Annotated in this window: 21 protein-coding genes; 4 read left to right on the forward strand and 17 right to left on the reverse strand. The window is 60.0% G+C overall.

The window, feature by feature from the left end; translation table 11 throughout:
- Positions 1 to 47: 47 nt before the first annotated feature.
- On the reverse strand, positions 48 to 1,586 hold the full coding sequence (locus MTP43_RS08765) for an RsmB/NOP family class I SAM-dependent RNA methyltransferase (protein WP_015537859.1): 1,539 nt from the start codon (positions 1,584 to 1,586) through the stop codon (positions 48 to 50).
- Positions 1,587 to 1,692: 106 nt separating this feature from the next.
- Between MTP43_RS08765 and MTP43_RS08770 the strand changes: the two genes are divergently transcribed.
- A complete protein-coding gene (locus MTP43_RS08770) occupies positions 1,693 to 1,881 on the forward strand; it encodes a hypothetical protein (protein WP_005923372.1) in 189 nt (62 codons plus the stop codon).
- 100 nt (positions 1,882 to 1,981) lie between these two features.
- Here the strand turns inward: MTP43_RS08770 and MTP43_RS08775 are convergent, their stop codons facing one another.
- From MTP43_RS08775 to MTP43_RS08835, 13 genes are all read right to left on the reverse strand, one after another.
- Positions 1,982 to 2,386: a Mini-ribonuclease 3 gene (locus tag MTP43_RS08775; protein WP_005923368.1), complete on the reverse strand. Its 405-nt coding sequence runs from the start codon at positions 2,384 to 2,386 to the stop codon at positions 1,982 to 1,984.
- Positions 2,387 to 2,398: 12 nt separating this feature from the next.
- A complete protein-coding gene (gene obgE / locus MTP43_RS08780) occupies positions 2,399 to 3,682 on the reverse strand; it encodes a GTPase ObgE (RefSeq protein ID WP_005923365.1) in 1,284 nt (427 codons plus the stop codon).
- Between the two features lie 182 nt (positions 3,683 to 3,864).
- Positions 3,865 to 4,116: a 50S ribosomal protein L27 gene (gene rpmA / locus MTP43_RS08785; protein WP_005923362.1), complete on the reverse strand. Its 252-nt coding sequence runs from the start codon at positions 4,114 to 4,116 to the stop codon at positions 3,865 to 3,867.
- Positions 4,117 to 4,130: 14 nt separating this feature from the next.
- Positions 4,131 to 4,442, reverse strand: coding sequence for a 50S ribosomal protein L21 (gene rplU, locus MTP43_RS08790; RefSeq protein ID WP_015537858.1), 312 nt, complete (start codon positions 4,440 to 4,442; stop codon positions 4,131 to 4,133).
- Positions 4,443 to 4,589: 147 nt separating this feature from the next.
- Entirely contained in the window at positions 4,590 to 5,630 is a 1,041-nt protein-coding gene (lgt, locus tag MTP43_RS08795) for a prolipoprotein diacylglyceryl transferase (protein WP_249234750.1), read from the reverse strand.
- Positions 5,627 to 6,940: an EF-P 5-aminopentanol modification-associated protein YfmH gene (gene yfmH / locus MTP43_RS08800; RefSeq protein ID WP_249234751.1), complete on the reverse strand. Its 1,314-nt coding sequence runs from the start codon at positions 6,938 to 6,940 to the stop codon at positions 5,627 to 5,629. Before yfmH ends, lgt begins: the two co-directional genes overlap by 4 nt.
- A complete protein-coding gene (locus MTP43_RS08805) occupies positions 6,927 to 8,228 on the reverse strand; it encodes a M16 family metallopeptidase (protein ID WP_181967317.1) in 1,302 nt (433 codons plus the stop codon). The genes yfmH and MTP43_RS08805 overlap by 14 nt, the downstream gene beginning before the upstream one ends.
- Positions 8,229 to 8,271: 43 nt before the next feature.
- Complete coding sequence (locus MTP43_RS08810) at positions 8,272 to 9,093, reverse strand: M15 family metallopeptidase (RefSeq protein ID WP_113621154.1); 822 nt, start codon at positions 9,091 to 9,093, stop codon at positions 8,272 to 8,274.
- A 169-nt stretch (positions 9,094 to 9,262) separates the two neighbouring features.
- The gene (locus MTP43_RS08815) at positions 9,263 to 10,462 is read right to left on the reverse strand and encodes an aspartate kinase (protein ID WP_005923337.1); all 1,200 of its coding nucleotides are present in this window, start codon (positions 10,460 to 10,462) and stop codon (positions 9,263 to 9,265) included.
- 84 nt (positions 10,463 to 10,546) lie between these two features.
- Positions 10,547 to 11,452, reverse strand: a complete 906-nt coding sequence (gene thrB / locus MTP43_RS08820) for a homoserine kinase (protein ID WP_005923334.1) — start codon at positions 11,450 to 11,452, stop codon at positions 10,547 to 10,549.
- An 18-nt stretch (positions 11,453 to 11,470) separates the two neighbouring features.
- Positions 11,471 to 12,706, reverse strand: a complete 1,236-nt coding sequence (locus MTP43_RS08825; RefSeq protein ID WP_113621155.1) for a homoserine dehydrogenase — start codon at positions 12,704 to 12,706, stop codon at positions 11,471 to 11,473.
- Between the two features lie 27 nt (positions 12,707 to 12,733).
- Entirely contained in the window at positions 12,734 to 13,174 is a 441-nt protein-coding gene (locus MTP43_RS08830; protein WP_097783589.1) for an ACT domain-containing protein, read from the reverse strand.
- A 164-nt stretch (positions 13,175 to 13,338) separates the two neighbouring features.
- Positions 13,339 to 15,882 carry a transglycosylase domain-containing protein gene (locus tag MTP43_RS08835; protein WP_113621156.1) on the reverse strand — a complete coding sequence of 848 codons (2,544 nt, stop codon included), beginning with the start codon at positions 15,880 to 15,882 and terminating at the stop codon, positions 13,339 to 13,341.
- Between the two features lie 277 nt (positions 15,883 to 16,159).
- On the opposite strand from MTP43_RS08835, the gene MTP43_RS08840 reads away from it, so the two are divergent.
- The gene (locus tag MTP43_RS08840; RefSeq protein ID WP_249234752.1) at positions 16,160 to 16,534 is read left to right on the forward strand and encodes a hypothetical protein; all 375 of its coding nucleotides are present in this window, start codon (positions 16,160 to 16,162) and stop codon (positions 16,532 to 16,534) included.
- Positions 16,535 to 16,584: 50 nt separating this feature from the next.
- On the opposite strand, the gene MTP43_RS08845 is transcribed toward MTP43_RS08840, so the two are convergent.
- From MTP43_RS08845 to MTP43_RS08855, 3 genes are all read right to left on the reverse strand, one after another.
- Complete coding sequence (locus MTP43_RS08845) at positions 16,585 to 18,363, reverse strand: Na/Pi cotransporter family protein (protein ID WP_005923318.1); 1,779 nt, start codon at positions 18,361 to 18,363, stop codon at positions 16,585 to 16,587.
- Between the two features lie 771 nt (positions 18,364 to 19,134).
- Complete coding sequence (locus MTP43_RS08850) at positions 19,135 to 19,791, reverse strand: sortase (protein ID WP_112090304.1); 657 nt, start codon at positions 19,789 to 19,791, stop codon at positions 19,135 to 19,137.
- A gap of 61 nt (positions 19,792 to 19,852) precedes the next feature.
- Positions 19,853 to 20,851, reverse strand: coding sequence for a Na/Pi cotransporter family protein (locus tag MTP43_RS08855; protein WP_249234753.1), 999 nt, complete (start codon positions 20,849 to 20,851; stop codon positions 19,853 to 19,855).
- A 204-nt stretch (positions 20,852 to 21,055) separates the two neighbouring features.
- Here MTP43_RS08855 and MTP43_RS08860 point away from each other — a divergent pair, with 204 nt between their 5' ends.
- Positions 21,056 to 21,565 carry a MarR family winged helix-turn-helix transcriptional regulator gene (locus MTP43_RS08860; protein WP_249234754.1) on the forward strand — a complete coding sequence of 170 codons (510 nt, stop codon included), beginning with the start codon at positions 21,056 to 21,058 and terminating at the stop codon, positions 21,563 to 21,565.
- Complete coding sequence (locus tag MTP43_RS08865; protein ID WP_249234755.1) at positions 21,549 to 23,846, forward strand: ABC transporter ATP-binding protein; 2,298 nt, start codon at positions 21,549 to 21,551, stop codon at positions 23,844 to 23,846. The genes MTP43_RS08860 and MTP43_RS08865 overlap by 17 nt, the downstream gene beginning before the upstream one ends.
- The last annotated feature ends 1 nt before the right edge of the window (position 23,847 follow it).

Raw genomic sequence — 23,847 nt, forward strand, 5'->3', positions numbered from 1 at the left:
AAGCCTGAAAAGCCCGATTTTCGCCCGGATGCGTGTAAATCTGCGGTTTACAGCAGCCGCAGCGCCTTGGGATAGTGGTTTTTCACTCTCCCGCCGGACACCTTGCCGCCACCCAGCGGCCAGCCGTCCACGGTCACGCAGCACCAGCCGTCCGCTGCTGTGCGGGCTTCCACTTCGCGGCCGGAGAGGTACTCGGTGCAACGGCAGTCGGCAAGAGTCAGCTGCTCGCAGTTCGTGCAGAGGCCTCCAAAGGCCGTAAACAGATGATGCTCCGGCACAAAGCGGCCCTTCTGCACGCTGCCCACAAACACCCCCGCCCGCAGCACATGAAGTCCCGTCTGCGGAAAGGCCACCGGCAACAACACACCACCGCCGTGCACCACGGCCGGGCGCTGCGCCAGCGCGGGGAAATACTGCCGGGCAAACTCCTGCCATGCGGCAAGGCTCTGCGCCGGGGTGGCCTCCCCTGCCCCGGTATCCCGGGTGCGGCGGCTCGTGCCCTGCACGGCGTCCCGGCAGGCGCGACTGTCTGCGCGGCGGGCGCTGCGGGCATCTGCGGCCTTGGCAGGCTTCGCCTTGCCCTTGCCCTTTTTGCCCGCCTCGGCAGCGGCGGCAAGCCAGAGCTGCTCCTCCGGGGTGTATTCTCCCTCCGGCGGCAGGGTGCGGGGCGTACCGGCCTTGACCAGCCGGGCCATAAAGTGCCCTTCGCCGCCCTGGCAGGGCCAGATGCGGCGCACCTTGCTCACATCCAGCGGCAGACCGCCGGTGCGGTTCTCTTCGCCTGCGCTGCCAAAGGTGTAATCCACGTTGCCCAGCACATCTGCCAGTACAAACTCCGGGTGGCGCTGCAAAAACGCCGCCACCTGTCCCTCGTCCTCCTCCGGCGCAAAGGTGCAGGTGGAGTACACCAGCTGCCCGCCGGGAGCCAGTGCTGCTGCGGCGCAGTCCAGTATCTGTGCGCCCAGCTCTGCGCACTGCTTTACCAGTGCCTCGCAGTGCTGCTGCAGCGCTACCGGCTCCTTGCGGAACATTCCCTCACCGGAGCAAGGCGCGTCCACCAGCACCCGGTCGAAAAACTCCGGCAGCGCCTCGGCAATGCGGGCGGGAGTCTCGTTGAGCACCACGGCGTTGGAAACGCCCATGCGCTCAAGGTTGCTTTTTAAAATTTCGGCACGCGCAGCCACATACTCGTTGCTCACCAGCACACCGCGCCCCTGCAATGCCGCCGCCAGCTGGCTGCTTTTGCCGCCGGGCGCGGCGCACAGATCCAGCACCCGCATCCCCGGCTGTACTCCCAGCAGCGGCGCTGCTGAAGAAGCCGAGGGCTCCTGCGAATAGAACACACCCGCATGGTGGTACGGATGCCGTCCGGGCTTAAAATCCGGCTGATGCACCACAAAAGCCGCCTTGCAGAAGGGCGAGGGTTCCAGCGGGAAATCTGCCCTCTGCGCAAACTGCTCCGGTGTGGTGCGCAGCGCCGACACGGTGACCCCGCGCTCTGCCGTCTGCTGCGGGGCGGCATACAGCTGCTCGTACCGCTGGCCCAGCAGGGCACGCTCCCGCTGCTCAAAATATTCCGTAGGCATATTCTTTTCCTCCCATGGGATGTATAAAGCCGCCGGCTGCGGCCACACTATGGACTGTGAGGGCGGCCCCGCCCCCACAGCAACGACCGAAAGGAGCATTCACATCATGGAAAACCGCAGTGAGAACCGCAGTACCAATTGCAAGAACCAGACCTCTAACCGTACCAGCAGCAAGACCACCAACAGCGCAACCAACGAGCACAAGCACCCCAACCAGTACACCAAGGGTGCCGATGACGAGAGCGCCAAGAACTCCACCAACAGCCGTTCCAGCAACGCAAAAAACAGCCGCTGATGGCGTAAGCGGCATCTGACGGACCGCAGATGCCAACAAGCAAAGCCCGCTGCCCTCCACCACTGGTTTCCAGTGTGGAAAGCAGCGGGCTTTCGCATTCTTATTTCTGGTCAGGGTCAAACTGTTGCCACAGCACCTCAAACAGCTGGTGCACACGCTCCAGTTGTCCGTTCAGGTACAGCCATCCCAACAGGCACTCGAAGCCGGTGGAGGCACGGTATTCCTCCGGGGAGGCGTGCTTGGCAACGCTGGCCTTGCTGGCGTTGCGGCCGCGCTTGAACACAGCCAGCTCGTCCTCGGTGAACAGCGGCTCCAGCAGCTGTTCCTCTCTGAACTGCGCCTTGGCAGAGACATACTTGACCTTTTCGGCATTCAGCTTTCCGGCTGAAAGGCGGTGGTGCTCCACCAGACGCTGACGCACCAGCAGCTCCAGCACGCTGTCCCCCACAAAGGCCAGCGCCAGCGGGCTGAGCTCCCGCGGGTCGATCTTTTCTGATTCGTTCATGATGCTTTATCCTTAGAAGATATAGTCGAACTGATAATCGCCGATGAGGATGGTATCGTTCTCTTCCACGCCCTTCTGCACCAGCGCGTCCAGAATGCCGCTCTCGCCCAGCTGACGCTGGAAGAACTGCAGGCTCTCGTAGTCGTCCACGTTGCTGCCGGCCAGAATATACTCCAGCCACGGGGCATCCACGCTCCACACATGGGCTTCCATGCGCTGGATGGTGAAATCGCGGCCGTTCTTCTTGGGCTCCGGCTTTTTGTACTCGGGGGTGAACACCGGCACCTGCGGGATATCCTTGAGGCGGTTGTACACGAGCCCCGGAAGCTGCTTGACGCCCTGCATAGTGGCGGCAGAGATGGGCACAAAGGTCAGACCCTTGCCCTCCACATACTGGCGGAAGGTCTCGATCTGCTCTTCGGTGGCAAGGTCGCACTTGTTGCCCACCACGATCTGCGGGCGCTCGGCCAGCACGGGGCTGAACTTTGCCAGCTCCTCGTTAATCTTCTCAAAGTCCTCAATGGGGTCGCGGCACTCGCTGCCGGAAACATCCACAACGTGCAGCAGCAGGCGGCAGCGCTCCACATGGCGCAGGAAATCGTGTCCCAGACCAACGCCTTCACTGGCACCCTCGATCAGGCCGGGAATGTCGGCGCAGACAAAGCTTGCGCCCTCGCCCACCGACACAACGCCCAGCGTGGGCACAAGGGTGGTAAAGTGGTAGTTGGCGATCTTGGGCTTTGCCGCACTGATGGTGGAGATGAGGGTGGACTTACCCACGTTGGGGAAGCCAATCAGACCCACGTCCGCGATCAACTTCAGCTCCAAGGTCACCTGCAGATCCTCGCCGGGCATACCGGGCTTTGCAAACTTGGGGATCTGGCGGGTGGGGGTGGCAAAATGTGCGTTGCCGTAGCCGCCGCGACCGCCCTTAGCAATGGTGACCGGGGTGTGGTCGGACAGATCTGCGATGACAAGGCCGCTCTCTGCATCCTTGATCACGGTGCCCAGCGGCACCTTGATGACCAGATTCTCGGCATTTTTGCCGTGGCACAGGCTTGCGCCGCCCTTGCCGCCCTCTGGGGCCACATACTTGCGCTTATAGCGGAAATCCATCAGGGTGGACAGATGGTCGTCCGCCACAAAGATGATGTCGCCGCCCCGGCCGCCGTCGCCGCCGTCCGGGCCGCCCGCGGCCACGAATTTTTCGCGGTGGAAGCTCACCGCACCATCGCCGCCCTTGCCCGCATGGAGCCATATCGTGGCGATGTCGATAAAGTTAGTCTGTGCTGCCATACAGCCCCTCCTTAGCTTTATAGGCCTTTGCGTTTCAGCGCCCTCATCCGGCACTTCGTGCCACCTTCCCCCGACCGGGGGAAGGCTTGCAAACAGCGCCACACGAACGCATAGCCTTATTTCATCAAAAAGAGCCGGGCCACGAGGGTCCGGCTCTACGATTGCAGTTATTCAGAAAGAAGTTACTGCTTAACGCTGCACTTCTTGCCGCTCTTGCCCACGCGCTCGAAACGGACGGTGCCGTCCACCAGAGCAAACAGGGTATCATCGCTGCCCTTGCCAACGTTCTCACCCGGCATGATGTGGGTGCCACGCTGACGAACCAGGATGTTGCCGGCCAGAACGAACTGACCGTCTGCACGCTTGGTGCCCAGACGCTGTGCTGCGGAATCGCGGCCGTTCTTGGTGCTGCCTACGCCCTTTTTATGTGCCATTGTAATTTACCTCCTTAGCCGTTGATCGCAGTGATCTCAACCTTGGTGTAGGGCTGACGATGGCCCATACGGCGAGCACTGTGCTTCTTTGCGCGATAGGTGATGATGTTCAGCTTCTTGCCCTTGCCATTCTTGATGACCTTGGCAGAAACGGTAGCACCCTCAACAACAGGAGCGCCAACCTTCACAGAACCCTCCTCGCCAATAGCGAGAACCTGATCAAACTTCACTTCGGAGTCGGCCTCAACGTCCAGCTTTTCGATGTAGACGATGTCGCCCTGCTCCACGCGGTACTGCTTACCGCCGGTAACAATGATTGCGTACATTTTGTTCATTCCTTTTCGTTGTACTCGCTGGTCGTAAAGGCAGGCCCTTACAGCGGGCCATTTCAGGCGCCCACACCATGCGGCTAGAATATTATAGCAAAAACCAAACCGGATTGCAAGAGGAAATTTCCCTTTTGCGCAAATTTTTTACGCTTTTTTCTGCCCGGCCTGTTCTATGGCAGCTTTTACCTGCGCATTGTAAGCCTCGGTCTTTTCCAAAAACAGCTTGCGCGGGCTGGAGGCCAGCAGCTGAGTGTCCTTCCCTGCAAAGGAGATGGGGCCGTCCAGCTTCTTTTGAGCCGCCTTGTTCTCTGCGTTCATCGCCAGCGGCACAAGCAAAGGTTTGCCCTTAAACTTGCGGGTAAAATACACCTCCGCCGCAATGCCAGCCACCACAGCGATGCCTGCCACCAGCTGGGATACCCGCAGCCCGATGGAGGGCACCAGCATCAGGCTGTCGGTGCGCAGACCCTCGATCCAGAAACGGCCTGCGCCGTACCAAATCAGATACCGCAGGGTGATGTCGCCGTTGAACTTGCGTTTTTTGATGTAACGGAACAGCAGGAAAAAGCCCACAAAGCACCAGATGCTCTCGTACAAAAAGGTGGGATGCACCGGCAGGTTGGGGTCGATGACCACACCCTTGGGCACCGTGACCGTGCTGCTCATCAGATAAGCACGGGTAGCCTCGCTGTACATCCCCCACGGCAGGGTGGTGTTGCAGCCAAAGGCCTCCTGATTGAAAAAGTTGCCCCAGCGGCCGCAGCCCTGCCCAAGGAGAAAGCCCATGGCGGTAAGGTCGAACATGGGCAGCACCGGCACGCCCCGCCACTTGCAGGCCAGACCGCCGAACAGAAAGCCGCCGATGATGCCGCCGTAGATGGCAAGGCCGCCATCCCGGATGGCGATCATCTCCCAGATGCTCTCGTATTTAAAAGGTGCCATAGCTACATAGTAGGCGCGGGCGCTGATGATGCCCAGCACTACGCCAATAAGGATGACGTCCACCATGCTGTCCGGGTCTACGCCAAATTCCAGACTGTGCCGGAAGGCAAAGATCAGTGCCAGACACAGACCCACCGCAATGCACACGCCGTACCAGTAGATGCTGACCCCGCCGATGGTAAAGGCCACGCGGTTCAAGTGAAAACTCAGTCCCAGACCCGGGAACTGTACCAGATTTGTCATTCTTCTTCCTCCTCGTCCTCTTCTGCCGCCTGCGCCGTTCCATCCGGCAGGATGTACATGGTAGCCATGCGGTCGGTGCACAGGATGTGCTGCAAAGCAGCGTCCGCATCCTCTGCGGTCAGCCCGGCCAGCATGGAGATCTGCTGCGCCACCGTCTGGCCGCTAAGGGCAAAGTCTGCCATCTGGCTGGCCGAGTCTTCCACGTTTTCCAGATTTTCGATCAGCTGGCCGTATTTTTCGTTCTTGCACAGGGTAAACACTTCCCTGTCCACACCGGCGGCGCGTACCCGGGCGATCTCGTCCAGCAGCAGCTGCCGCACAGTATCCGGTACATCGCTCTCTCCGGTGAACAGGATGCAGCAGCAGCCGTCCACCCGCAGCACCTCGCCGCCAAAGCCGGGGTTCACAAGGCCTTCGTCATACAGGCGGCGGTACAGCGGCGACATCCCGCCCACGATGCAGCTGAGCACAAGGTCGTACAGTGCCTCGGTGCGCAGATCGTCCGCAGGCAGCGGCTCTTCCTTAAAGCCCACGCCGAAGCAGGGCTTGGAGACCGGCATGGTCAGCGTTTTTTCCGTAGCGGCAAGGGTCATAGGCTCCGTGGCCCACAGCCGCTGCACCTTTTCTGCCGGGCGGGGCTCCATCAGACCGTGCCGCTTGCAGGCGGCAAGGATCTGTTCCATGGTGGTGTTACCGGCAGCAGCCAGTACCATATTGCCCGGGGCATAAAAGGCCTTGCAGCTGTCGTACAGCATGGCGGGCGTGATCTCAGCAATGCTTTCCACCGTACCCGCAATGTCGCTGCGGATGGGATGGCTGTGGTACAGGCACTCGAACAGGCCGGTGATGAGCCGCCAATCCGGGCTGTCATCGTACATTTTGATTTCCTGTCCGATGATGCCCTGCTCCTTGGCGATGGTCTGCTCGGTAAAGTAGGGGTGGCCTACCATGCCCAGCAGCACGTCCAAGCTTTCGTCCAACTGCTGGGTAGCGGTGAACAGGTAGCAGGTGCGGTCAAAGCTGGTAAAGGCGTTGGCGTTGGCACCGGTCTTTGCGTACTTGGCAAAGGCATCGCCGTCCTCGTCCTCGAACATTTTGTGCTCCAGAAAATGCGCCACACCCGCCGGCAGATGCACCGTTTGCCCGTTCAGGCAGAAATCTCGGTCGATGGAGCCGAACTTTGTAGCATAGATCACATGGGTGCTGGAATAGCCCGGCATGGGGCGCACCAGCACCGTCAGGCCGGAGGGCAGGGTCTGCCACTGGTCGGCCACGGTCTTTTCCAGCAGGGTCTGGTTATTCTGCGGCATGGGCAGTATCCTCCTTTGTAAGCAGATAGCTGACCGAGAGGGTCAGGCGGCGCAGGATGTCCCGCACCTCGTCCTTGGTCACGGCGCGCAGGGCGCTGCGTGCCTGTTCCGGGCTTTGGATAAGCGCAGCGCTGTTGGCACCGGCACGCAGCACCTCGATGTAGTACCAGCTCTCGATGCCGCCAAGGCTGTCCTCTACCCCGTTCATGCCGCTGAGCAGCCCCCGGCGGCAGTCCTCGAATTCCTCGTCGGTAATGGGGCCGGTGCACAGGTCGGCAAGTTCCTTCAAAATTGCCTGCTCTGCGCGGGCGGCATCAGCGTGCTCCACACCGCTGTTCACCGCCATGCTGCCAGTAAAGCTTTGGAAGGAGGAGGAGCAGTAGTAGCACAGATGGTCCCGCTCCCGCACATTGAGGAACAGGCGGCTGGTCACACTGCCGCCGTACAGCGCCATGGCAAGGCGCACCGCTGCCAGCTGCTGCGGCTGCATGGGCTGCCCCAGTGTGAACAGCATACACAGCTTTGCCTGCACCATATCGTAGTTTTCGGTCTTATGCACCGGCGCAATGGCAGGCATGGCCATGTTTTCCACCAGCGGCAGCGGGGCGCGGTCGATGCAGACAAGCTCTGCCAGCAAAGCATCCCGGATGGCGGCGGTCTGGGCGGCGTCGCAGCCCAGCACCAGCAGCTCGATGTTGGCGGTGCGCAGCATCTGCTGATAAGCGGCGGTCAGCATGGCCGGGGTAAGACCGTCCACCTCTTCCAGATAGCCCTCCTGCCGCACGCCCGCCGGGCTGTCGCCAAAAAACTCCCGGTTGGCCTGATGCAGACAGTAGATGCGTTTATCGTTGATTTCATCCTCAAGGCCCTTTTTCAGCATCTGCTTTTCAATGCTGACGGCCTGCGGGTCAAAGCAGCCGTCCACAAAATACGGATGGAAGGCCGCACCCAGCGCGATTTTGGTATACTCGGCGGTCAGTGCCTCGCCCTCCAGCGCAAAGGCATCCTTGATGCCGGTCACACTGACGCAGAGGTTGTGGTTGCAGCCCATAGGGCGGGCGTCCACGGTCAGGTCTGCGCCGTAGAGCTTTGCCAGCTTTTTGGTGAGGCGGGTCATATCCGGGCAGTCCGCATAGCCGCGCTCCATCACCAGCGGCAACAGCGCATGGGCAGTGGCCGTTTTACGCTGGGCCGGGAAAGCAAAGTGGATGCTGATGCGGCAGCGGTTGAATTTAGAAGCCGGGTCGCAGGAAAGATGCACGCCCGGTGCAATGAGAGTACGTTCCAATGATAGTTCCCTTCTCTCTGTGCCGCAGCACAGAGCATTTGATTCAGTCTGCCCTCTGCAGGGCGATGAACTCTTCCAGGCTCAGGCCGCTGGCGCGGATGGCAAGGGCGTTTTCCACCCCTACATAGCGCCAGTGCCACGGCTCGAACACGATGCCGGTGGCAGCCTGCCGGTCCTGCGGGTAGCGCAGGATAAAGCCGTATTCCGCCGCGTAGGCCGTAAGCCACTCGTAGGCGCGGGTCTCGGCAAAACTGGTGTCCTGCTGCGGATTGTCCGCGCTGAGGATATCTGCCGCGTAGCCGGTGCCGTGCTCGTTGGCGTTGGCGGCGGGCTGGATGGTAGCCGCCAGACGGGCAGCTTCCTCCTCGGACTTGCGCTTATCGCGGTAGGTCTGCACCCGGGCCTCGTAGGCGGCCTGACGGGTGTCGGCGTCCTGATAACCGGCCACAAGGGTCAGGCTGACCCCATCCGCCTGCGCGGCGGCGGCCATACTGCGATACTGCATGGCAGCTTCGGCCTCCAGCTGCTGGCCGGTGGCCTCGTCGGCGGTGTCCAGCAGCGGGACGGGCTCGGCGGTATAGGGCAGGTTGGCGTTCACCAGTACCAGCCGGGCATCTGCGGCGTTAAATACATAGTCTGTGCCGTCGTACACGCTGGCTGCAAATACCTTTGGCCCGGCCAGCAGACCGTGCACCTTGGGCAGCAGCCACAGGATGCCGCCGGTCAGCAGCGCCACCACTGCCGCGCAGCCGGCCAGAAACAGTACCCAGTTGCGGGCCAGCCGCAGCATTTTGCGGCGCTTCCATTGTTGATAGGTCAGGCGCTTCTCAGCAGGCGCTCTGGAGGTACGGGTGGGTTCACTCATGCGGCGGGGCTCCTTTTCGGCATTGTTGCAGCGCCGGTGCGCCGCACAGATTCAAACTATATTATACACCCCTTTGCAATTTGTGTAAACGCTGCTGTGTGTAAAAAAATTATGACCCGCCCGCCCCCAGCAGGGAGCAGACAGGCCACAATTAAAAATTTTACGCAGATCAGTCAAACAGCATATCGTGGATGGCGCCGACAGCCTTGTCGGCGTCTGCACGGTCGATGATGCAGGAGATCTTGATCTCGCTGGTGGAGATCATTTTGATGTTGATATTGTTGTTGGACATTGCCTCGAACATCTTGGAGGCAACGCCGCTGTGGCTCTGCATACCGGCACCCACGATGGAGACCTTGGCGCAGGTGGTGTCCACACTGACATCGTTGAAGTGTGCACTTTCCTTCAGCACACGCATGGCCAGCTCGGCTTCGCCCTCGGCACAGGTAAAGCTGATGTCCTTCTTGCCGTCGCGGCCGGTGGACTGCAGAATGATGTCCACGTTGATGTTCTTCTGTGCCAGCAGGCCGAAGATCCTAAAGCTCATGCCCGGCTCATCGGGAACGTTGAGAATCGTGATAACGGCAACATCGGTGTCCTTGGCGACACCCTTGATCAGCATACCTTCCATGTCCTTTGTAACCTCCTTAACCACCGTACCCGGGATGGGGTTCAGGCTGGAGAGCACCTCCAGCTCCACATTGTACTTTTTAGCCAGCTCCACGCTGCGGTTGTTCAGCACCTGTGCGCCCAAAGATGCCAGTTCCAGCATCTCGTCAAAGGTGATCTCCTCCAGCTTACGGGTGTTGCTCACCTTGCGCGGGTCGGCGGTATAAACGCCCTCCACATCCGTGTAGATCTGGCAGCGGTCAGCGTGCAGGGCAGCGGCAATTGCCACAGCACTGGTGTCGGAGCCGCCGCGTCCCAGAGTGGTGATGTCATCCAGCTTGTTCAAGCCCTGGAAGCCTGCCACCACCACCACGCGGTTGCGCTCCAGCTCGGAGGAGATCCGCTCGGTCTCCAGCCGGGTGATGCGCGCCTTGGTGTAGGCACGGTCGGTACGGAAGCCCGCCTGCCAGCCGGTCAGGCTGATGGCATGGCAGCCCAGCTCGTTCAGCGCCATGGCCAGCAGTGCGATGCTGATCTGCTCGCCGGAGGCCAGCAGCATATCCATCTCACGCGCCGAGGGGTTATGGGTGATCTCCCCTGCCTTGGCGATCAGGTCATCGGTGGTGTCGCCCTGTGCGGAGACTACCACCACTACGTCATTGCCCGCGTTGTGGGTGTTGGCCACGATCCGCGCAACGTTGAAGATACGGTCACGGTCCTTTACGGAAGAACCGCCGAATTTCTGTACGATCAACGCCATATCTTGTCACTCTCCTCTTTAACGCCCCGCGCTTGCGGGGGGCTTGCCGGGCGGAAGCGTTCTTGCACTTCCCTTACCCATTTATCATTCCACGGTTGCGCCGGTGTTATCGGCATCCAGCTGCAACAGTGTAAATGCTTCACATCCGTCCAGACCTTCCAGCAGCTCCAGACCTTTTTCCAGCTTGGAATAGAACTTCTCGGCCTCGGCCTTTTCTGCCACAGCCATGACGGTGCTGCCTGCACCGGACACATACACGGCCTTTGCGCCGCACAGCCGCGCCATATCGAACACCTCGCGGGAGCCGGGCATCAGGGGCATGCGATACTGCTGGTGCAGCTTATCCTCGGTGGCAATGGCCAGCAGGTCGTGCCGCCCCTCGCAGAAAGCTGCGGGCACCAGCGCCGCACGGGACAGGTTATACACCGCGTCCTTATGGGATACCTCTTTAGGCAGGGCAGCGCGGGCTGCCTCGGTCAGCAGCTTGTAGTCCGGCACGATGGCAGCAAAGCAGAGGCTTTCATCCACATTCCGCTTGACCGAATACACCTTGCCGTCCTCGAACACGCTGCTGGTCAGGCCGCCCAGCAGGGCCGGAGCCACGTTATCGGGGTGTCCCTCAATGGCAGTTGCCAGCGTGAGCAGCTCCTGCGTGTTGAGCACATCGCCCAGCATCCGGTTTGCGCCCAGCAGACCCGCAATGATGCAGGCTGAAGAAGAGCCCAGACCCCGTGCCATGGGGATGGGGTTCGTCTGGGTGATCTTGAGGGGCGGGATCTGCTTGCCAACCTTTTCGAACAGGCCCTTGGCGGAGCGGTACACGAGATTCGACTCGCCCCGGGGGATGCGGGTGCCGTCCGATGCCGAGATCTCCAGCACCTCGCTGTCCTCAAAGGTGACCGTGTTGTACAACGTAACTGCCAGACCCAGCGCATCGAAGCCGGAGCCCACGTTGGCGCTGGTGGCAGGGACCGAAACCTTGATCTTCATTGCCGCAGTTCCTTTCCGTTACACTTCCTCGGGCAGACGCTTGAGCACCAGCTTCACACTGCCGCCCACGGCCTCCACCTTGCGCGCGGCCTCTGCCAGCGCACGTTCATCGGCGCGCTTCACAAAGTAGGCGCAGCCCTCGTACCGCTCATCCACCACCTTGCCGTAGCCGTAGATGGCCTCCACCACAGCGGGTGCAATGCCCGCCACACGCACATAATATGCAGCAGGAGCCGGGTCGGTGAGCATGCCGTCCACCGGGTCCGCAGGCTGCCAGAACAGGCTGTCGTGCACCTGTGCGCCGTTTTTCAGCGCATCCACCACGTCTGCCACCACAGCGCTGGCGGTAGGCAGCTTGCCTGCGCCCTTGCCGTAGAACACCACATCGCCCAGCATATCGCCCTTGACCAGCACCGCGTTGAACACATCGTCCACGCTGGCCAGCTGGTTTGCCTTGGGCACCAGACACGGCTCTACACCGGCGGCCACGCTGCCGTCCTTGCCAAGCTTCATCCATGCGATCAGCTTGATAACGCAGCCCAGCTTTTCGGCGCTGGCCACATCGGCGGCGGTAATGGCGCGGATGCCCCGGGTGGGGATGTTCTGGGGGTAGATCTGGTGGCCGCACACCATGGAGGACAGGATGGCGATCTTGCGGCAGGCGTCGCGGCCGTCCACGTCATCGCTGGGATCCTTGGTCTCTGCGTAACCCAGCTCCTGCGCAATTTGCAGCGCATCCTCAAAGCCCAGTCCCTCCCGCACCATCTTGGTGAGCATGAAGTTGGTGGTACCGTTCACGATGCCCTCCACCTCGGTGATGACGTTGGCCGCCAGGCACTGGTGCATGGGGGTGATGATGGGCGTACCGCCGCCCACAGAGGCCTCGAACAGGAAGGCGCAGCCGTGCTCCTTGGCCAGTGCCAGCAACTCTGCACCGTAGGTGGCCACCATCTCCTTGTTGGAGGTGCACACGCTGCGGCCGCTCTCCAGACACGCCTTGACGTAGGGGTAAGCAAAGCGGGTGCCGCCGATGGTCTCCACCACCACCTGGATCTCCGGGTCCTGCAGGATCACGTCGATATTCTTGACCACCAAGGGCTCCACCGGGTTGCCGGTAAAATCCTTCGGGTCCAGAATATATTTTACCTCCACCGGTTCGCCAGCCCGGCGGGAGACGCTTGCAGCATTGTGGCACAGCACCTCGTATACGCCGCTGCCCACCGTGCCAAAGCCCAGAATTGCAATTTTAGCCATACTCTCTTTCCCTCGTTTCCTGTTTTGTTACAGGTTATACCCACAGCGCACACTCACCACCATGCGCTGGCGCGAAAGTTTTTCGGTCAGTTCCTCCGGGGACATCTGCATGGTATCGGTGCGGATGGTGACCGCCACCAGCGCAGCCCCATTCTCCGGGGTGGACTGGTTGATGGTCACAATACTGGCGCCTGCGGCGCTGATACCGGCCAGAAGGCTTTGCAGCGCACCGGTCTCGTCCCGCAGGGTGGCCATGACCGTGATGACCTCACGGCCGTTCTCTGAATCAAAAATACAATCCTTATACTTATAAAATGCACTGCGCGAAAGCTCTACGGCGCGGGTCGCAGCCGAAATGCTGCGGGCTTCGCCGCTGGCCAGCAGCTCCTTGGCGCGTACCACCTTGAGAAAAACCTCCGGCAGCACCTGCGCATCCACCAGATAAAAACGGCGTTCCAACTTGTTCACCTCTCAAACACAAGTGTTCTTGCAGAAAATATAATAGCATCCGAACCCCTGCAATGCAAGAGCCCGGATGCTATTTTGTCACTTTGTCCAGTTTTGTCTTGTGAAGTGCGCCCTGTCCTTGCCGGATTTTTCAGCAAAGGGGTGAAAAAGTACGATTTTTGTCCTTATTCCGTGTCCAGTGCACTGGTATCGGTGGGTATGACCGGCTGGGCGGGCACAGCATCGTCTGTGTTCTCGGCAGGGGCAGCAGCCTGCGGTGCGGCATGGGAATAGGTGCAGGTATCGGGCAGGTCATCGGCACGGTAGTAGCCCACGGCAGTGCTCGGGCAGCCTGCACCGGCCAGCAATCCGCTCTGGGTGCAGTAGCGGCGCTCCACCACGCCTGCGGAGGTGGGGAATGCCTTATAGGGCAGGTCTGCCTGTGCCTGCTCCATCAGTGCCTTCCACGCGGTCACACAGGTACGGGTCTTGGCCTGCTGCTTGGACAGAGTCTTGGTCATATCGTAAGGTGCATCGTAGCCCCACCACACAGCGGTGACATAGTAGGGCGTGCCGCCCACGAACCACAGATCCTTTTCGTCGCTGGCAGTACCGGTCTTACCAAAGGCCTCCATGCCGTTGGAGTTGGGATAGCGGCCGCTGGCAGTACCCACACTGGAGAACAGAACGTTCTTCAGCAGGCGGTTCATGACGTAAGCGGTATCGGGGGTCAGTGCCTGATAGCTGGTGGCGTTGTTTTCCAGATAGATGTTGCCGTCCCGGTCCAGCACACGAGTGTACAGGTGCGGGGTGGTGTACTCGCCATCATAGAAGATCTGGAAGGCTGCGGCCAGTGCCATGGGGGTAACGCCCTTGGTCTGGCTGCCCATGACCATCTGCGCCAGACCCACATCGTTGGTGGGATCCAGCGTGTTCAGCTGCAAGGTGTTATAGACGAAGTTGAAGATATTGCTTGCGCCCACAAGGTCGCCCACGCGGACTGCGATGGTATTCAGCGAGCGGGCAAGGCCGTTCCACAGCGGGAGATCGCTGCCATCGCCGTAGTTGCCGCCGTAGTTGCGCGGCCAACTGCGCCATGCGTTGGGGTAAGCGCGGAGCTGCTTGTCGGAGAGCCCCATCAGGCCATTCTTGCGGCAGTAGTCCTCGTCCCGAATGATCATATCCTGCTTCTGGTACAGGGGGGAGTTGTTGAGCATGGTGGACCAGTTGACCAGACCGTACTCAATGCCCAGCGCATAGGCACCGATGGGCTTGATGGTAGAACCGGTCTGCCGCTCCACATTATAGGCGCGGTTCAGGGAAAGGCTCTTGGTCTTTTCGCCCAGACCGCCCGCAATGGCCAGCACGTTGCCGTCATAGTCCAGCGTGACCATAGCAGCCTGCGTGCGCACGTTGCGGTAATAGTAGACGGTGCCATCTTCGCCGGTGCGGGTCTTGGGGGTGCCGTCCTCGTTGAACACCTGCACATCATCGTCCGAAATGGAGGTAACCTCTTCCTCATGCCAGCCCGCCGGGAAGTAGGCATCGTCGGTGTTCAGCATCAGGTTTTCCATCTGGGACTGCAGCTTGGTGTTGACAGTGGCTTCAATGGTAAAGCCGCCGGTGTAGAGCAGCTTCTGTGCCTCGGACTCGCTGATGCCCTCCTTGGTCATGATGTCCTGCACGACCTCATTGAACAGTGCATCGGTGAAGTAGGAGGTGACGGTGCTGGGCTTTTTGCCGCTGTCTTCTTCGGCCAGCACAAGGGGCTGTGCAGCGCCGTTGCGGTAGTCCTCCTCGCTGATCACACCCTGCTGCCACATATTGTACATGATGAAGTTGCGGCGGTGGATCAGATTTTCGGGGTTCGTATAGGGGTTATAGTTGGTGGGGTTTTTGGTAATAGAGGCAATGGTAGCGCACTCCCACAGGCTCAGCTGGCTGACGTCCTTGTTGAAGTACTCGTTGGCCGCCGTCTGCACACCCTGAATGGTGCCGGTAAAGCTGATGGTGTTCAGGTAAGCCTCCAGAATGGTCTCCTTGGAGTAGCTGCGGCTCAGGCAGAGGGCGCGGTAGATCTCGCGCACCTTGCGCAATGCGCCATCGATACCGCTGGCGCTGTTGTCATCGGTCAGGTTCTTGATGAGCTGCTGTTCCAGTGTGGATGCGCCCTGCTTGGAGCTGTAAATGGGCAGCAGATACTCGTTGATCATTGCGCCGATGGTGCGCTTGAAGTTGACGCCGGGCTCTGAGTAGAAGTCCTTATCCTCGGTGCAGATGAAGGCATACTGCAAATTGGAGGGAATCTGCTCAAGGTCTGCCCATACGCGGTGGCTGTTGGAGGAGCGCAGGGTGGCATACTCCACCTGTGCGCCGGTATCCGGGTCGGTGGCTACCACCATACTGGACTGGCTCAGCTGAATGTTGTCCAAGTCCAGCAGGTCACCGTCGTTGGCAGTAGCCTGCACCACATAGAACACCATGCCCACGGCCACCACGCTGCCCAGCATAATGCCAAGGCAGAGCACCGTAGCGACGGTGCGGCCAATGAACCGCAGGATGGGATGCTTGCTCTTTTCCTTTGGCGGCTTGGGGCTTTTGGGTGCCTTGGGCGCGCGGGTACGGTTTTCCGCTGCGGAGTGTACCTCGCGGCGGCTCTGGGAAACATTGACCTTACGTCCCACCGGGCGGGCAGGCTGCTCCTCGCCGCCCCGGTGGATCTTTCTCATCTCATTGTTGGAGATAGGGATCGCCTCCTGACATTTCAAGACTGTTGCCGGGCATAGCTGCACCGGGCTTTATCCACATCGTTTGTGACACGAAATTTCAAACTGCAATACCATATTATAGCACGCAAGCCCCAGCCGGGCAAGAACCAATCTTTGCGCGCTGAGCAGATATAAATAGTATAACACACTCTCTTGTGGAAAGTACAGTATCTGCGTGTGAAAATTGTCTGCTATCCGCCAAAACGGGGCATACTTACCGGGGAAGGGAGTGTTTTTTATGCGCAAGCTGTCTGTCTGCCTGTTCTACGGGCTTTGCGTATTCACCATTGTATTCAGTCTGTTCTGGATGGCGCTGCCAAGGCTGCCGCTGTCTCAAAGCCCCGCCGGGTCTGAGACCGACCCCGCCTCTCCCCTGAGCCTTGCCGCGCAGGCAGTGCCCCAGACGGACACCGCCCGCTACTGCCTGCGGGACAGCGGCGGACGGGTGGCGGTGTACACCTGCCGCGCCGACGGCACCCCGGGCACTTTGATCCGTGTGACCGGCATCTACACCAATCTTCTGCCCGAAAACGACGCCTTACGCATCAAGCGCGGGCTTGTGGTCAACAGCCCCCGGGAGCTGGACTTGCTGCTGGAGGATCTGGGGGAATAAATGCAATAGGCCGCTGCACGATGTGCAGCGGCCTATTGCATTTATAGGATTCAAGCTTCCATTTCTTCCAGCGGCACAAGGTACTCCTTGCGGCACTGCTCATATTCCAGCATATAGTCCTTGCTGGGGTTGTGGTGCATAATGCTTTTCAGGGTGTGGGAGTCGTAATCATCGCCGGCCTCCATGCCCACCATGCGCACCGCAATGTTGGAGCAGTGGTCGGAGATACGCTCGGCATTGTTCAGCACATCTAGGAACACCACGCCGGTGTCGATGGAGCAAATGCCGTCCTTCAGGCGGCGGATGTGCTGGTCACGCAGACGCTCCACCATCACATCGATGATCTCCTCCAGCGGCTCCACCTGTGCAGCCTTCTGGGTATCATCGTTTTCAAAGGCCTCGTCCGTCAGAACCAGAATGCGCTCCAATGCGGCATCCAGCAATTGCAGTTCCTTTTTGGCGCTCTCGCTGAAGCTGGCTTCCTTGTCGTACAGCTCCTCGGCCTTTTCCATGATGTTCACGGCATAGTCGCCGATGCGCTCGAACTCGGTGACAAAGTTCAGCAGCTCGGTCACTGCGTGGCTCTCGTCATCGCCCAGTTCCTGATCGGTCAGCTTGATCAGGTAGTTGGTGATCTCCACCTCCATACGGTCGATCAGGTTCTCGCGCACCTTGATGGCGCTCACGGTCTCCTCGTCCATCTTCAAAAGCAGCGGCGCAGCCAGACCCACGTTGCGGGCGGCGCGGCGGGACATCTTGATCACCGCGTTCTTAGCCTGCTGCAGAGCCACAGCCGGGCTCTTGTACAGACGCTCGTCCAGCACCGGCATACTCAGTTCCTGTGCTTCCTCCACGCTGCTGGGCACTGTGAGCATCGCCAAGCGGCTCAGCACCCCGCTGCAAGGCAGGAACAGCAGCATAGCGCACACGCTGGACATGGTATGGATGTTTGCAATGGAGCTCTTGTTCATCACATCGCCCCACATGGGGATGCCGATGGTAAACTGCACCGCATAGATCAGCGCCAGCAGGATCACGCTGCCGATGACGTTGAAGTACAGGTGGATGAGCGCTGCCCGCTTACCATCCTTGGAAGAGCCGCCGATGGTGAGCAGCGGGGTGAACGCCGTACCGATATGCGCGCCCAGAATGATAGGAATAGCAGAGCTGAAGGTGACAAGCCCTGTGCTGGACAGTGCCTGCAAAATACCCACGGAGGCGGAGGAGGACTGGATGATCACGGTGACCACCACGCCCACCAGAACACCCAGAATGGGGTTGGTCATGGTGACGAACAGATTCTGAAAGACTGCGCTCTCCCGCAGGGGTGCTACGCCGGTATCCATCAGGCTCATGCCGGTAAACAGGATACCGAAGCCCAGCATGATCTGGCCGATGTTCTTCTTTTTGGCATTGCGGAGGAACACATAAAAAATGCAGCCAATAAACGCCACCACGGGGGCAAAGGTCTTGGGCTGGATCAAGGTCAGCCACAGGCTGTCGCCTGAGATATCCGCCATGCGGATCAACTGACCTGTTACCGTAGTACCAATATTTGCACCCATGATCACGCCTACCGACTGCGTCAGTGTCATGATACCGGAGTTGACCAGACCAACACAAATAACCACCGTACCAGCCGACGACTGGATGACGCCGGTGATCAGTGTGCCGAAGATCACGCCCTTGATGGTAGAGGAGGTAAGCTTTTGCAATACGCCCTGCATCTTGCCGCCTGCCAGCTTTTCCAGTCCGGCGCCCATGATGGACATACCGTACAAGAACAGCGCAACGCCGCCCAGCAGAGAGGTAATGTGTGTGATATCCATAACGATACTCCTAATATGAAACTTCCCTTTTTATCCTTTACAGCACACAGCTGCCGGAACCTTGCACGTGCACAGCACTTGCCCTGTTCCGGCAGCCGCTTATTTTTATTATACCATCAAAGGGGGCGTCTCAACAAGGTTTATTTTACACGAAAATTACTTTTTTCACACATTCCGCAACATATTTCCGGGTGACAAACAAAAAGCTTTCCGTTATTTTACATACATTTTACATTATACCATCTCGGATGCGGTATGCCTCCGCTTACCCGGCCAGCTCTTCCATGGCCTCGCGCACCGTATCGGCCGAAAACAGGAACACACCACTGCCGGTGTATACCTCCACATGACTGCCCACATAACGCAACTCAAAATCCTTCATGGTGTTTCCCTCCTGTGTGTCTGTTTTATTCCCGGGACTTCCCCGGTAAACACAGTATCGCACAATCAGGATACCATAAAAAGGACTTTCAAATGTTTTTGCAGACTTTTTGCGCAAAAATCGGATGATTTCCCACGGTCTGCTCACCCTGTCCGCAGCCACCCCCTTGGAAATCGGGGCTTTGGCAGTCCCCCCCGCAGCGCCGCATTTCCGCAGGAAACAGGCGCCGGAGCTGCCGTTTTCCGTCACGACCCCCTCCCGTGAAAATGGGATAGCGGAGCGTCCGCAGACGCTCCGCTATCCCGAAATTAAAAATATATTTTCCGCTGATCATGCCCAAAGCACACGCGGCTGGCATTCCAAATCGTCCCGCCCCGCAAAAGATGGCATCACTCTGCCGCATCCGTCACCCGGACGGGGTAGCCCGTCCGCACACAGCGCACCGCATACCGGGCGTTGCCGCCGGAGGTGCAGGTGAACAGAGTCAGATCCCAGCTGTCTGTCTCGGTGGCGGTGGTCATCTCCTCGATCTGGGTGGGGTGCAAAGTCTCCACGCTCTCCACCTCGTAGCTCCAGCGCAGACCGTCCGCATCCGTAAAATAGACCGGGCTGCCGATCGCCAGCCACTTGATGGGACTGAAATGCTTTGCATAGTTGTGGCCGCAGAGCACCAGATCATCGGCATAGGTAGTGCCGCTGTACCGTCCGGGGGCGACCTTCAGCCCGGCGTAGCTCCACTGCGCCATCACCGGCAGTTCCAGCCCTGCCGCCGGGATGGAAAGCACCCCGATGTAGTCATGCCCCTCCACCTCTACGGTGGTCATCTCCTGCGCCGGGTCCAGCACCGGCTGCGGGGCTGCGGTCTCGTTTTCCTGCCGGTGCTCCGTAATGGTCTTTTGCATGGTCTGCTCCAGCTCGCCCAATACTTCCTGCGAGGCCTTTTCTGCCCGGGCGGCATCCCACCGGTTGTAACCCAGCAGCCCGGCGGCGCTCAAGATCAGCACCGCACCCAGCACCATGCACAGCCTGCCGATTTTCCGTTTCATTGCATTCCATCCTTTATATAATAGTATCCGTCTGCTTCAGTATACCATTCCCCGCTCCGGTTTACAACCGTTCTTTCGGGCGATTTTTATCGGGCAGCAGCGCGCAGACCAGCCGCACCATCTGCCCGGTCAGGGGCAGCCAGACCAGCGCACACAGCCCGTTGAACAGGGTGTGGGCGTTGGCGATCTGCCGGGCGATCACGGCACACTCTGCCCCTGTGGGCGAGCACAGCCGCACCAGCGCCGCAAAGGGCTGCAGCAGTGCGCAGCACACCGCCGCGCCGCTCAGGTTGAAGATGGCGTGAGCTGCCGCCACCCGCTTGGCGTCTCTTCCCTGCCCGATGGCGGCAAGCACCGCCGTAACGGTGGTGCCAATGTTATCCCCCAGCAGAATGGGAATGGCAGCGGTCAGCCCCAGCAGGCTGTGCACGCCGTCCGCCCCGGGCTGCGCCGCCATGCTTTGCAGCAGCGCCACCGTGGCAGAGCTGCTTTGTACTGTCAGTGTCATGCAGACGCCCGCCAGAAGCCCATGCAAAGGGCTTTGCTGCACCCGGGCAAGCTCCAACCGGAGCAACGGGCTTTGCAGCAGCGGCTCCATGGCGCTGCGCATCACCGTGACGCCCTCGAACAGCAGCCCAAAGCCGAACACCGCCTCGCCCACGCAGCGGCCCCGCCAGTTTTTGCAGGCCAGACAGAGCAGCACCCCGCAAAACAGCAGCAGATACCGCCAGCTTTCCACCCGGAAGGCCAGCAGCTGTGCTGTGACCGTTGTACCGATATTCGCCCCGAACACCACCGGCACCGCCTGCCGCAGCTGCAGCAGCCCCGCCGCCAGAAAGGCAATGACCATGACCGTGACCGCCGAGCTGCTTTGCAGCACCGCCGTGACCGCCGCCCCGGTCAGCAGCCCCGCCACCGGGTTTGCGGTGCACCGCGCCAGCAGGCCGCGCAGACGCCTGCCCGCCCCCTGCTGCACCGCCCGGCACAGGCTGTCCGTCCCATATAAAAACAGCGCCAATCCGCCGAACACCTGTAACAACACTTGGAATCCCTGCTCCATCCGCACCCTCCGTTTCTGCCTGTCCTTTATTTTTATGCAGCGAGAACCGGTTTGCGCATTGACAAAGCTCACAATTTTTTTGTGAATTTTTGTTTAACATTTCCCTACCCCCTTGCAATCCGGCTGCAAAAGGAATATGCTTATCAGGCGTTAATATTTAACAGCTGTTAAGTATTTGAAAAATGCAAACGAGGAGGGATCGTTGTGTCCGAGCCAAGCACCCCCAGCTTTCAGGGGATGTGCCACTATATCGGGCAGCTGAGCAAGGCATCCAAGGCCGGGATACGGGCGGCGCTGGCCGATTGCCCCAAATGCCATTTTAATATGCTGGAAGGCCTGCTGCATTCCATCAACTGCCACGGAAAGGACGGTGCCATTTATGTCTCCGACCTTGCCCGAGAGATCCGTCAGCCGCTGCCGGCGGTCTCGCGCGGGCTGCGGCTGATGGAGCAGGACGGCACTGTGGTGCGGGAACCGGACCCCGCCGACCGCCGCAAAACGCTGGTGCGCGTCACCCCCAAGGGGTATGAGCTGTGCCACCAGTGTGAGCAGGCTCTGCGCGACTACTTTGCCAGCGTGCTGGCACGGTTAGAGCCGGAGCAGGTAGCCCAGATGGACGCGCTGCGCGGCGCGCTGATGGATGCCATTCTTGCGGAAAATACCGCGCGCAACATTGACCCGAAGGGAGAAACGAACCATGACAAAGATCTTTAAGCAGCTGGCCCGACACTGGGCGGTCTGCCTTGTGGTGTTCGCGCTGCTGTTCGTGCAGGCGTACTGCGACCTTGCCCTGCCGGACTACACCAGCAAGATCGTGGACACCGGCATCCAGCAGGGCGGCATTGAAAGTCCCCTGCCCCAGACGCTGCGCAAGAGCACGCTGGACACGCTGAGCCTGCTGATGAGCGAAGAGGATGCACAAAAGCTGCAAAACGCCTACCAGTACTACCTGCAGGACGATGGCGTGCTGCAGCTGCGCTCTGACCTGACCGAGGACGAGCGCACCGCACTGGAAGATGCCGTGACCACCCCGGACATCGTGCTGTATATGGCTGCCGCACAGGCCGCCAACACCCCCGCCGGGCAGAGCAGCATGGGCATGACCGGCCTTGCCGAGATGCCCTCTGCCGCTGCGGACACTGACACCGAGACCGTCACCCCCACGGCAGCAGATCTGGACACCGTTTGCAGCCAGTTTGCCGCCATGAGCCAGATGCCCGGCTTTGACCGCAGTATGCTGCAAAAGCAGCTGGACAGTGCCATGAGCCAGCTGGACAGCACCCTGCTGGAAAACCTGAAAAGCCAGTCTTTGCTGCTGGTGCAGCTGGAATACGAGGCACAGGGCGTTGCACGGAATGTGCAGATGGGTTACCTGTTCCGGGTGGGCGGCCAGATGCTTGCCCTTACTCTGCTGATGGTGGTCGTGGCTGTGGCCGTGGGCTTCCTTGCCTCCCGGGTGTCCGCTGCCATCGGCCGCGACCTGCGCCGGGAGACCTTCTCTAGCGTCATCGGCTTCTCCAATGCAGAAATCGAGAATTTTTCCACCGCCTCCCTCATCACTCGCACCACCAACGATATCCAGCAGGTGCAGTTCGTCTGCGTCATCCTGCTGCGCATGGTGGCCTATGCGCCCATTCTGGGCATTGGCGGTGTGCTGCACGTTGTGGGCAGCAGCTCCGGCCTTTCCTGGATCGTGGTGCTGGACGTGGCCATCCTGCTGTTGCTCATCATTTTCCTGATGAGCGTTGCCATGCCCAAATTCAAGGTGATGCAGCAGCTGGTGGACCGGCTGAATCTGGTCAGCCGCGAAATTTTGACCGGCATCATGCCGGTGCGCGCCTTCAGCCGCGAAAAGTTTGAGGAGCAGCGCTTTGACAAGGCCAACCGGGAGCTGATGGGCACCCAGCTGTTCACCAACCGTGCCATGGTGGCCATGATGCCCTTTATGACCCTGATCATGAACGGTACCAGCCTGCTCATCGTCTGGTTCGGCGGCAAAGCTATGGATGCCGGCACCATGCAGGTGGGCGAAATGATCGCCTTTATCACCTACACCATGCAGATCGTCATGTCCTTTTTGATGCTGGCCATGGTGGCCGTCATGCTGCCCCGCGCTGGTGTGGCTGCGGATCGTATCGACGAGGTCATCCGCACCAAAGCCTCCATCCACGATCCGGACGAAACCGCCGCAAAAACTGCACAGGCGCACACCGACTGGCAGGGCGTGGTGCAGTTCGAGGACGTAAGCTTCCGTTACCCCGGTGCAGACAGCGATGCACTGGAGCACATCAGCTTTACCGCAAAACCCGGCGAGACTACCGCCATCATCGGCTCCACCGGCTGCGGCAAGTCCACCCTGCTCAACCTGATTCCCCGCTTTTACGATGTGACCGGCGGCAAGGTGACCGTGGACGGCATTGACGTGCGCAAGATGCCGCAGGCACAGCTGCACGACCTGCTGGGCTATGTGCCCCAGAAGGGTGTGCTGTTCAGCGGCACCATTGAGAGCAATCTGAAATTCGGCGGCGAAGATATCACCGATGCGCAGGTACAAAAAGCTGCTGCCATTGCGCAGGCCACTGATTTTATTGAAGCAAAGCCGGAGGGCTACCAAAGCCCCATCGCACAGGGCGGCTCCAACGTATCGGGCGGCCAGAAGCAGCGGCTTTCCATTGCCCGGGCAATTGCCAAAAATCCCAAGGTCTATCTGTTTGACGACAGCTTCTCGGCACTGGACTACAAGACCGATGTAACGCTGCGCCGCGCTTTGAAGGCACAGACCGACAACGCCACTGTGATCATTGTGGCACAGCGCATCTCCACCGTGCTGCACGCAAACCAGATCCTTGTGCTGGACGAGGGCAGGCTGGTGGGCAAGGGCACCCACGCCCAGCTGATGGTCAGCTGCCCGGAATATCAGGAGATCGCCCGCAGCCAGCTGAGCCAGAAAGAGCTGGCGCTGGATACCTTGAATACGGAAAAGGAGGGTGAGTGAT

The organism is Faecalibacterium sp. IP-1-18 (assembly GCF_023347355.1).
Classification (GTDB): domain Bacteria; phylum Bacillota; class Clostridia; order Oscillospirales; family Ruminococcaceae; genus Faecalibacterium; species Faecalibacterium prausnitzii.